Here is a 10,290-nt window from a genome sequence, read left to right on the forward strand (position 1 = left end):
CGGGTCGCGTACGCGGCCGATCCCGAGCTGGCCGGGGAGCCGTTCGTCTACGCGGGGCAGCGGCTGGCGGTGCTGCTGCCGGAGCTGGCCGACGACCACCGGGCGCGGGTCCGGATCTCCGTCGCGATGGCGGCCCTGCTGACGGCGGCGGGCGAGGGGCCGCCGGGGGAGCGGCGGCTGGTGGCGGTGATGCGGCACGCCGTCGAGGTCCAGCTCGCGGTGGGCGCGGGGGCCGGTGACGGGACCCACCTGCTGACCCTGCGCTGCCACGGTCCCGAGCACGGCGAGGAGCTGACCTCGGCGACCGACGTCCGGGTGGAGCGGGGGCGGCCCGGGCCCGGCGGGCGGGACGCCGAGGCGTTCTGCGTGACGCTGGCGGCGGGCCTCGCGGTCGGCGGCGCCGGTGCGATGGTGCTGCACGGGGACCCGGCGGCCCCCGGCGGGCAGACGGTGCGGGGGTGGGCGCTGCGGGGCGGGAGGCTGCGGCCGATGACCGTCCGCGAGGTGCTGGACGAGCTCGCCGACGACGTCGGCCGGGGCCTGCCCTTCCCGCCGGCGGTCGTCCCGTTGCCGGGCTTCCCGCTGCCGGCGCCGCCGCCGTCGGGCGAGGGCGGACCGTCGGGGGAGCGGCGGCCGGGACCGCCCGGCGCCGGGCCCGCCGACCGGACCGGTCACCGGCCGCCGGAGGACCGTCCGCGGCCCGGTCGGCCGCCCGGGGAGCGGCCGACCGGGGGAGGGGGTGAGCCCCTGGCCTGATCGCGGCTGACCAGGGCGTTCGGCCCCGGCTGTCCACCAAGCGGCGCTGGGGACTGTTCATCGACCGCCTGTTCGGGGAAGATTTCGGGGAAGATCAACAGTGGGAACGGCCGGTACCCCACGCCGCCGCGCCCGCCGCTCCGCCCCGAACCGCGCACCGCGAAACGTCCCCGCGCACCGTCGGTCCGGCGAGCCCGACACCGAAAGGGGGGACGCATGAGCCGGATCGAGTACAGCGCGGAGATCGCCGAGCTGCTCGGCCGGGTGCGCCGGCGTCCCACAGCGGGCTGGCCGTGGCGGCCGGGCGAGCAGGTGCCCGGCGGGCTGCCGGTGAAGCAGTCCTGGGGGTGGCTGTTCGCCCCCGACGGTCGGGTGCTGACCCTGGTCAACCCCAAGGACGGCGTCGTCTCGCTGCCCGGGGGCTCGCTGGAGCCGGAGGACGCCGGCGACCCCGGTTCGGCGCTGGCCCGGGAGGCGGCCGAGGAGGCGCAGGCGCTGATCGGCACGCCGTACTACCTCGGCTACCTCTACGACCGGGTCGGTTCGGCCAACGGCGGCCACGAGTGCGCCCGGGTCCGGATGGCCGCCGCGCTGCGGGGCGTCGGGCCGAGCGCGCCGGACCCGGCCTCGGGGCGGCACTACCGGCGGCTGCTGGTCGCACCGGGTCTCGCCGTCGAGCTGCTCGGCTGGGGTGTGCCCGGGCTGCGCCAGGCCCGGGCGGCGGTGGCGACCGCCGTCCGGAGGCTGGGCGTGCCCTCGGCCGCCAACGAGACGATCGAGGAACTGCCGGCGGCGGGCTGCGAGCTGTCCCCCGGTGCGACCCCGGGGCAACCGCCGACCGTCTGACCGGCTGCCACACCGACCGCCTCGCCGACGGCCTCACCGACCGTCCGACCGGCCGCCCCGCGGGGCGCAGCGCCGACCGCAGCGCCGGGTGTCCGCGCGCCGGGCCGCGCGCCCGAGCGCGCCGCCGCCGGTGGTCGCACGTCCGGCGGAGTCCCGTCCCTCGATCGGGCGACGCTCCGAAACCGGCGCACGGGCACACTTTCCGTGCCAGAAGGGGCAGTTCACCGTGCCGTTGTCAGACTGACCGTCAATTGCCTTGGCATGACAACTTCCAGAGTTAGCTACCGCCTGGTATCAAATTGTGTGACGCAAGTCACTCCCAGGAGGTGTCATGCTACGCCCTGCCCGTGCCATGTCCGTCGCCGTCACCGCGGCGCTCCTCTCCCTGACCACCCTCGTCACAGCCGGTTCGGCCCACGCCGCCGGGGTCAACTACGTCGCGCTCGGCGACTCCTACGCCTCGGGCCTCGGAGCCGGCAGCTACACGAGCGAGAGCGGCAGCTGCAAGCGCAGCACCAACGCGTACGCGTACCTGTGGAAGAACGCGCACGCGCCGTCCTCCTTCTCGTTCCTCGCCTGTTCCGGCGCCAGAACCGGAGATGTGCTCAGCAACCAGCTCTCCACCCTGAACTCGGCCACCACCCTGGTCAGCATCAGCGTCGGCGGCAACGACGCGGGCTTCGCCAGCACGATGCAGACCTGCGTCCTGGACTCGGAGAGCGCCTGCCTCAACGCGGTCGCCACCGCGAAGAACTACGCCACCGGCACGCTGCCCGGCAAGCTCGACCAGGTCTACTCGGCGATCCACGCCAAGGCCCCGAACGCCCGGGTCGTCGTGCTCGGCTACCCGCACCTCTACAAGGTCGGCGGCAGCTGCATCTTCGGCATCGGCGACACCAAGCGGTCCGCCATCAACAGCGCCGCCGACGTGCTCGACGACGTCATCGCCAAGCGCGCCGCCAACGCCGGCTTCGCCTTCGGCGACGTCCGGTCGATCTTCCGCGAGCACGAGATCTGCGGCTCCAGCACCACCTGGCTGAACAGCACCACCCTGCCGGTGGAGGAGAGCTACCACCCGAAGGCGGCCGGCCACTCCGGCGGCTTCCTGCCGGTGTTCACCGCGCAGGCCTGACCCGCACAGGCCTGACCCCGCTCCTCACGGGCCGGGCAGCACGGCCCCGACCGCACTGCCCCGACCGCACTGCCCGGCGGGCCCGCCGGTCCCCCCACGCAGGAGGGACCCGGCGGGCCCGTCCCGTCACCGCCCCGGCGGGGGGAACGGGATGCCGGCCAGGGCGGGCAGCAGTTCCCGCTCCTCGTGGGCGAGATGGGCCTCCAGCTCGTCCGCCGTCCGCGCCAGCGCGGTCCGGAACGCCTCCGGTTCGGCGGAGTCGAGGTCGGAAACCAGTGCCACCAGCTCGTCCTTCAGCCGTGCCACCGTCCGGTGCTCCTCGGCCAGCTGTTCCAGCACGCCCCGCAGCTCCGGGTGGCTGCGGGCCAGCGCGGGGAAGACACCCCGGTCCTCGCCGGTGTGGTGCACGGTCAGGCCCTGGCAGAACGCCAGGCAGTGCTGGCGGAGCTGCAGTCCGAGCGCCGGAGCGCCTCCGACGCCTCCGGGGCCTCCGGAGCCCCCGACGCCTCCGGCGAGGTGCGCCTCGGCCTCGGCCCGCAGCTGCCGCAGTTGGGCGCGCAGCCAGTCGTGCACCTCCAGCAGTTTGTCCGCGAGGCTCGCCACCTCGCCCGCCGCAGCGCCGACTCCGGCCCCGGCTCCATCCCTGGCTCCGGCCCCAGCACCGGGCTGCTCCAGGACGACCACGGGCAGCAGCCGCGCGGTGTTCCGCTGGTACTCCCCGTACCCGGGGGCCGACCGGACGACGGCCTCGAACAGCCGCTCGCGCCGGTCCCCCTCGGCGGGGACGGCGGTCGCGTCGAAGACCTCCGTGCCGAGTTCCACCCGCACCAGCGGGTGGGCGAGCAGATTGCGGTACCACTGCGGGTGCTCGGGCGCTCCGGCCGCCGAGGCGACGACGAGCAGCAGCCCGTCCGCCCGGACGAATCCGAGCGGGACGGTGTGCTCCCGCCCGGAGCGTTCGCCGACGGTGGTCAGCAGCAACAGGTCCCCGCCCTCGAAGGGTCCGCCGACCCTCCCGCCCCGGGCGCGGAACTCCTCGACGACAGCTTGGTTGAACGACAGGGAAGACATGGGCATACGACTGTGCAGCTCTCTCCGGAGTATCGGAAAAGGACGTCGAAAGGGGGAGGCGGCACCGTCCCGGGACAGGCCCGGTCGCGGCCGCGAAGAGGTGTGAAGAGCGCGAGGAAGCGCGAGGAAGCGCTCCGAGGAGCTCAGGAAAGGGGAGCGGAGAACGTTCTCGTCACGCGTCGTCCCTCGTATCGGGTGCCGGCCCGGCTGCCGGCCGGCCCACATCTCTTTGGCCGGCGCCACGCTGCACGCGGCCCATCCCAGCACCCGCGCGGCTCGGCTGTCAACGCGTCGACGGGGCGGAGAAACGGCGCACCGCCGGCCCCGGGGCGGGGTCGGCGGTGCGCCGTTCAGGTGGAGCCGGAGGGATCAGCGCAGGTAGGAGGCCAGGCCGGCGGGCTTGAGGCCGGCCACCTCGGCGGCGGCCAGGGCGCGCCGGAGGTCGTCGGCGAGGGTGTCGGTCCAGTGCATCAGCACGACGTCGCCGGGCGACAGGGTCCCCTCGTGCCAGATGTTGGAGGCGCCCCAGCTGAAGTCCGCGTCGGCGGTCAGCACGGTACGCATGCCGCAGTTGGCGGCGGCCTGGAGGGTGTCGGCGTTCCAGGCGAAGTACGGCGGGCGGAACACGGTCGGCGCGGTGCCGAAGAGGCGGGTCAGCGAGTCGCGGGCGTCGCAGATCTCCACCTGCTGCTCGGCGGGGGAGAGGGTGGTGAGGTCGGTGTGGGAGACGCTGTGGTCCTGGATCGAGGAGCCGGGCGCGGCGGTGACCCGCCGGAAGTAGTCGGGGTTGTTGGCGGCGGCCATCGGCAGCGGGAAGGCGGTGATCGGCAGCTTGTTGGCGGCGATCACCTGCTCCGCCTCCGGGGTGGTCTGCCAGCCGTCGTCGACGGTGAAGAAGACCACCTTGTCGCTGGTCGGCACCGAGGCGGCGGCGGTCGCCGGGGCGAGCGCGGGGCCGTCGACCCGGACGTCGTCGACCGCGAACGGGCCCTGCTGGTACCAGCCGTGGACGGAGAGCTTGACGGTGGTGGCGCCGGCGGCGGCGGTGAAGCGGGTGGTCAGCTTCTGCCAGCCGCCGTTGGTGGACTCGGTCCAGGCGGGGGCGGTCGGGCGGTCGGTGCCGCCGGTGGCGCCCAGGAAGACGAACTTCCCGCGGACCCAGGCGGAGGCGGTGTAGGTGGTTCCGGGCTGGACCGAGACGGTCTGCACGCACTCGCCGGTGGACTCGTCGCCGGCCGGGGTGACGGCCAGGGCGGAGGCGCCGGAGTGCGGCGCGGCGGTGGTGAGGGCGGCCTCGGCGGGCCCGCCGGAACAGCGCCAGCCGGGCACACTGCCCCAGTCGGCGAGCGAGGAGGCGGGGATCTCGAACCCGGGGTTGGTCGCCAGGTTCACGGTGGCGGCAGTGGCCGCGGCGGCGGTGGGCGCGGCCCCGGCCGACGGCGCGGCGACGGCCGGTCCGGCGAGCCCGGCCACCAGCAGCCCGGCCGAGGCGGCCAGCGCGGGCAGGCGCCCCGCCCCGAGGGTCGACAGACGGGTGGACATGCGCGAGGAGATGGACACGTGGGGACTCCAGCGTGGGGGACGCGCCCGTGGGGCGGACGCGCGGACAACGGGATGTGGGGGTGCTCCCGGAGGGGGCGGGAGCTTCGGCGTGCCGCACTCGGACCGGAGCAAAACAATGGACTGGACCACCGCGATCGTCAAGGGACCGGTCGTACCCGATGGACTCCCAATTCACTTGCGTAAAACGGGACAAGACGAGACGTCAGGGGGCGTACAGTTCCTCGATGTCCGCCGCGTAGTACTCGACGATCGCCGCCCGCCGCAGCTTCAGCGAGGGGGTCATCAGCCCCTGCTCCACCCCGAACTCCCTGGGCAGCAGCCGGAAGGCGCGGATCGACTCGGCCCGCGACACGGCGGTGTTGGCCGCCGCCACCGCCCGCTGCACCTCCGCGTGCAGGTCCTCGTCGGCGAGGACCGTCCACGGGTCCGACTGCCCGCGCCCGCGCCGCTTCAGCCAGTGCGCCAGCGCCGCCGGGTCGAGGGTGATCAGCGCGGCCACGTACGGCCGGTCGTCGCCCACCACCAGGCACTGCGAGACCAGCGGGTGGGACTCCACCCGGACCTCCAGGGCGGCGGGCGCGAGGTTCTTGCCGCTGCTGGTGACGATGATGTCCTTCTTGCGGCCGGTGATGGTCAGGTAGCCGTCCTCGTCCAGGCTGCCGAGGTCACCGGTGCCGAACCAGCCGTCGAAGAGCGATTCGGCGGTGCAGCGCGGATGGTTGAGGTAGCCGCCGAAGACGCCGGGGCCGCGCACCCACACCTCGCCGTCGTCGGCGATCGCGACCGTCGCGCCGGGCACCGGCCGTCCGACCGAGCCGATCTTCGACCGGCCGGGCGGGTTGCCGGTGACCGCGGCCGAGGTCTCGGTGAGCCCGTAGCCCTCGAACAGCTGGAAGCCGATCCCGGCGAAGAAGAGCCCGAGCTCGCGGTCGAGGGTCGAGCCGCCGCACATCAACGCCCGTACCCGGCCGCCGAACACGGTGCGCAGCCGTTGGTAGACCGTGCGTTCGTAGGCGAGGTGGCGCAGCCGCAGCGCGGGGCCGGGGCCCGGGCCGTGCCCGAAGGCGCGCTGTTCCCGGGCGGCCGCCCAGTCGACGGCCACCTGCCGGGCCTGTTCGAGGAGTTCGCCGCGGCCGGCCTCCTCGGCGGTGCGCCGGGTCTGCTGGAACACCTTGTCCAGGACGTAGGGGACGACGAGCAGGAAGGTCGGGCGGAGGGCGGCGAGCGCGGGCAGCAGCGCGTCCGTGGACACCTCGGAGACGTGGCCGATCCGGAAGCCGCCGCGGATCGAGGCGATCTGCACCATCCGTCCGTAGACGTGCGCCAGTGGCAGGAACAGGACGGTGCACGGCGGGTGCCCGCCGGTGTCGCGGAGTGCCTCGCCCCAGCCGTCGAGCAGCGCGTCGGCCGCGGCGGCCAGCGCGCCGTGGGTGATCAGGCAGCCCTTGGGGCGCCCGGTGGTGCCGGAGGTGTAGACGACGGTGGCGACGGTGTCGGTGGTGACGCCGAGCCGCTGCCGGTGGACCAGCGAGTCGGGCACCCCGCGGCCGTCCTCGACGATCGCCTCGACGCAGTCCCGGTCCAGCTGCCAGATGCCGGTCAGGTCGGGTAACGCGTCGCAGACCGCGCCGACGGTCATCGCGTGGTCCTCGTCCTCGACCAGGCAGGCCACCGCCTGGGTCTCGGCGAGGATCCAGCGGACCTGCTCGGGCGCGGCCGTGGGGTAGACGGGGACGGAGATCGCGCCGATCGACCAGAGCGCGTAGTCGAACAGGGTCCACTCGTAGCGGGTGCGGGACATCAGCGCGACCCGGTCGCCGTAGCGCACGCCGCGGGTGAGCAGGCCCTTGGCGAGGGCGAGCACCTCGTCGCGGAAGTCGGCGGCGGTGATGTCCTGCCACGCGTCCCCGGTGGCGGCGCGCCGGGAGCGGTCGGTGCGGCGGGTCAGCTGGACCAGGGCGGGGGAGCGCTCCGCGGTGTCGTAGAGCGAGTCGGCCAGTCCTCCGGCGGTCGGCGGTCCGGCCGGGGCGGGGGTGGTGAACTCGCGCACGATCCCCCCGATCAGTCCTGCAGGTGCAGCGAAACTATCGGATCCCTCGCCGACTGCCCAGGGTTGTGACCGTGACGCGACGAGATCGGCACCGGTGTGTGCGGAAAGTGTCGTGGAGCCGTCGAGGGCCTCGTACGACTGTGCGGGAGCGGTGATCGCGAGGGCGATCCGGACACGATCCGGCCCGGCTCGGGGAGAGGCCCGGGGGAGCCCCGGCGGGAGGCCCGGGGGGAGACGTGACGAGAGGCGCGAGGAGGGGCTCGAGGAGAGGGTGGGTTCGACCCTCGAACGAGTGGTCAGGCCGTAGTAGAGTCTCGCAGACCTGCGGCCGGGGCCCTCGGTCGCGGCCGAGCCGTGCCCCCGGCCGGCACTTGGTCCGTACCAACCCTGTCCGCGTCAACTCGTCCGTGTCAAATCGCCGGTGTCGACCCGCCTCCGGGTCGGGGCCGCCCCCCGCGTCACCCGCCCCCACGCCCCCACCCGGGCTCCCACGCTCCCGCTCCCAGGCCGCCCCGCCCGTCACGCCTCCCCGCATTCCCCGCACCCCGTCCGCGCCTGGCACTTCCCGACCGAGGACTCCATGCGTCTGCGCAGCAGCTCGATCCGCGCGAAGATCATCGCGCTGCTCCTGGTGCCCATCGTCGCCCTCACCGCCCTCTGGGCGTACGCGACGCTCGCCACCACCGGCGACGTCTGGAGCCGGCTCGACGTCAGTGCGACCTACAAGGAGTTCGGCACCCCGGTCGACCTCTACGCGCACGACCTGCAGAACGAGCGCAGGGCCGCCGTCCGCAGGCTCGCCGACCCCGGCTCCCGCGCCGCCCGCGACGCCTTCGAGCAGGCCCGCGCCGCCACCGACCACGACCTCGCCGTCCTGCAGCAGAAGAAGGACACCGAGGGCAGCCGGCTCGACGAGGCCCAGCGCGGCCGCTACCTGCAGATCCTCGCCGCCGCCGACCAGCTCAGCCCGCTGCGCGCCCAGATCGGCCGCGCCGCGCTGAACTGGGAGTTCGCGCTCGGCCAGTACACCGACCTGATCAAGCCCACCTTCGGCTTCCGGTCCGCGTTCGTCGCCCGCCAGAGCGGCCAACTCCCCCGGCAGGGCACGATCATGATCGAGCTGATGCGCGCCCGGGAGTACCTCGCCCAGGAGGACGCGGCGATGGAGGGGCTGCGCACCGCGCCCGGCCGGCCGACCTCCGAGCAGTACCAGGTCGCGCTCGACGCCCTGCACAACCAGCAGGCGCTGTTCACCGTCTACATCGCCGAGCTGGACCCGGTCGACCAAGCCGACTACATCGCCCTGCGCGGCGGCGAGGCCTGGGCCGCGCTCGCCCGCGCCGAGGCGGACTTCGTCGGTGCCGGCGGACCCGAGCGGGTGGTGCAGGCGATCAACGGCGACGCCTGGCGGGAGACCGCCGACCGCGCCCTCGGCGACCTCGCGGCGATCAACGCCCGGCTGAGCGGCACCATCGACGACCGCGACCACTCCTATGCGATCGGTCTGCTCTGGCGCGGCGGCATCGCCGGTCTGATCGGCCTGGTCGCGGTGGTGCTCTCGGTCCTCATCTCCTTCCGGATCGGCCGGGGCCTGGTCCGCGAGCTGATCGGCCTGCGCAACGCCGCCAACGAACTGGCCGGCACCCGGCTGCCCTCGGTCATGCTGCGGCTGCGCAACGGCGAGTCGGTGGACGTCGCCACCGAGGCCCCCGAGCTGGAGTTCGGCCAGGCCGAGATCGGCCAGGTCGGCCGCGCCATCAACGCCGTGCAGCGGGCCGCCGTCGAGGCCGCCGTCGAACAGGCCGAACTGCGGCGCGGCGTCTCGGCCGTCTTCGTCAACCTGGCCCGCCGCAGCCAGGTCCTGCTGCACCGCCAGCTGACCCTGCTCGACACCATGGAACGGCGCGCCGAGGACCCGGCGGAGCTGGAGGACCTCTTCAAGGTCGACCACCTCACCACCCGTATGCGGCGGCACGCGGAGGGCCTGATCATCCTGGCCGGCGGCTCGCCCGGCCGGGCCTGGCGCAAGCCGGTGCGGATGGTGGACGTGGTCCGCGCGGCGGTCGGCGAGGTCGAGGACTACGCCCGGGTGATCGTCCGGCCGTTCCCCGGCACCGGGCTGCTCGGCAGCGCGGTCGCGGACGTCACCCACCTGATCGCCGAACTGGTGGAGAACGCCGCGGTGTTCTCCCCGCCCAGCACCCAGGTCACCGTGCAGGGCGAGGTGGTGGCGCACGGCTTCGCGCTGGAGATCGACGACCGCGGGCTCGGGCTGAGCGAGCAGCTGCTCGCCGGGATCAACGAACGCCTCGCGGTGGAGCAGGAGTTCGACCTCGCCGACACCGACCGGCTGGGCCTGTTCGTGGTCAGCCGGCTGGCGCGCCGGCACGGTATCCGGGTGCACCTGCGACCCTCCCCGTACGGGGGGACGACGGCGGTGGTGCTGATCCCGCGCGAGCTGCTGGCGGAGGCACCGGACGGGCTGCCGGAGCCGCCCGCGGCCTCGGGCCCGGGCGCGGGTTCCGGTGCGGGGGCCGGTCAGGGACCGGGTACGGCGCCCGGACCGGTCGGCGGCCGGCGGGCGGCGGTGGGGCGGCGCGGACAGCGCGACCTGGTCGCGGTGCCCGCCCTGGCCGAGGACGGCCCCGAGGACGACTCCCACGACTCCCTGAACGCGCGAGGCGTGAAGGGCACAAACAGCGTGAACGGCGCGAACGGCACGAACGGCGCGCTGAAGGGTGTGAACGGAGCGGGCGGCCGGCACCGGATCGCGGGCGGACCGCGTCCCTCGGCACCCGAACCGGCCCGCACCCCCGGCGGTCTGCCGCGCCGCGCGCGCGGCAGCGGCGGCCCCGTGCTGGTCACGGCCGCC

The 10,290-nt window shown here is 74.5% G+C and carries 7 protein-coding genes; 4 read left to right on the forward strand and 3 right to left on the reverse strand.

The features are described 5' to 3' along the window. From BI06_RS03690 to BI06_RS03700, 3 genes are all read left to right on the forward strand, one after another. Window positions 1-756 (forward strand): hypothetical protein (locus tag BI06_RS03690; protein ID WP_043465017.1); only part of this gene is annotated, 756 nt, incomplete at its 5' end. Between the two features lie 216 nt (window positions 757-972). Then, window positions 973-1,602, forward strand: a complete 630-nt coding sequence (locus tag BI06_RS03695; protein WP_063794906.1) for a hypothetical protein — start codon at window positions 973-975, stop codon at window positions 1,600-1,602. A gap of 331 nt (window positions 1,603-1,933) precedes the next feature. Continuing rightward, window positions 1,934-2,734 carry an SGNH/GDSL hydrolase family protein gene (locus BI06_RS03700; RefSeq protein WP_043465019.1) on the forward strand — a complete coding sequence of 267 codons (801 nt, stop codon included), beginning with the start codon at window positions 1,934-1,936 and terminating at the stop codon, window positions 2,732-2,734. 126 nt (window positions 2,735-2,860) lie between these two features. Here the strand turns inward: BI06_RS03700 and BI06_RS03705 are convergent, their stop codons facing one another. From BI06_RS03705 to BI06_RS03715, 3 genes are all read right to left on the reverse strand, one after another. Beyond that, window positions 2,861-3,811: a nitroreductase/quinone reductase family protein gene (locus tag BI06_RS03705; RefSeq protein WP_043465021.1), complete on the reverse strand. Its 951-nt coding sequence runs from the start codon at window positions 3,809-3,811 to the stop codon at window positions 2,861-2,863. 363 nt (window positions 3,812-4,174) lie between these two features. Further along, window positions 4,175-5,347 carry a polysaccharide deacetylase family protein gene (locus BI06_RS03710; RefSeq protein ID WP_149030249.1) on the reverse strand — a complete coding sequence of 391 codons (1,173 nt, stop codon included), beginning with the start codon at window positions 5,345-5,347 and terminating at the stop codon, window positions 4,175-4,177. Window positions 5,348-5,570: 223 nt separating this feature from the next. Then, window positions 5,571-7,418: a long-chain fatty acid--CoA ligase gene (locus BI06_RS03715; RefSeq protein WP_043465023.1), complete on the reverse strand. Its 1,848-nt coding sequence runs from the start codon at window positions 7,416-7,418 to the stop codon at window positions 5,571-5,573. 580 nt (window positions 7,419-7,998) lie between these two features. Between BI06_RS03715 and BI06_RS03720 the strand changes: the two genes are divergently transcribed. After that, window positions 7,999-10,290 (forward strand): nitrate- and nitrite sensing domain-containing protein (locus BI06_RS03720; RefSeq protein WP_051740193.1); only part of this gene is annotated, 2,292 nt, incomplete at its 3' end.

Origin of the sequence: Kitasatospora sp. MBT66, assembly GCF_000710405.2 — a bacterium.
GTDB classification, from domain to species: Bacteria; Actinomycetota; Actinomycetes; order Streptomycetales; family Streptomycetaceae; genus Kitasatospora; species Kitasatospora purpeofusca.

What these genes read in the sequence shown, in the direction of transcription:
- BI06_RS03700 (WP_043465019.1), top strand. Translation starts at nt 1,934, where the DNA reads ATGCTACGCCCTGCCCGTGCCATGTCCGTCGCCGTCACCGCGGCGCTC.
- BI06_RS03705 (WP_043465021.1), bottom strand. Translation starts at nt 3,811, where the DNA reads ATGCCCATGTCTTCCCTGTCGTTCAACCAAGCTGTCGTCGAGGAGTTC.
- BI06_RS03710 (WP_149030249.1), bottom strand. Translation starts at nt 5,347, where the DNA reads ATGTCCACCCGTCTGTCGACCCTCGGGGCGGGGCGCCTGCCCGCGCTG.
- BI06_RS03695 (WP_063794906.1), top strand. Translation starts at nt 973, where the DNA reads ATGAGCCGGATCGAGTACAGCGCGGAGATCGCCGAGCTGCTCGGCCGG.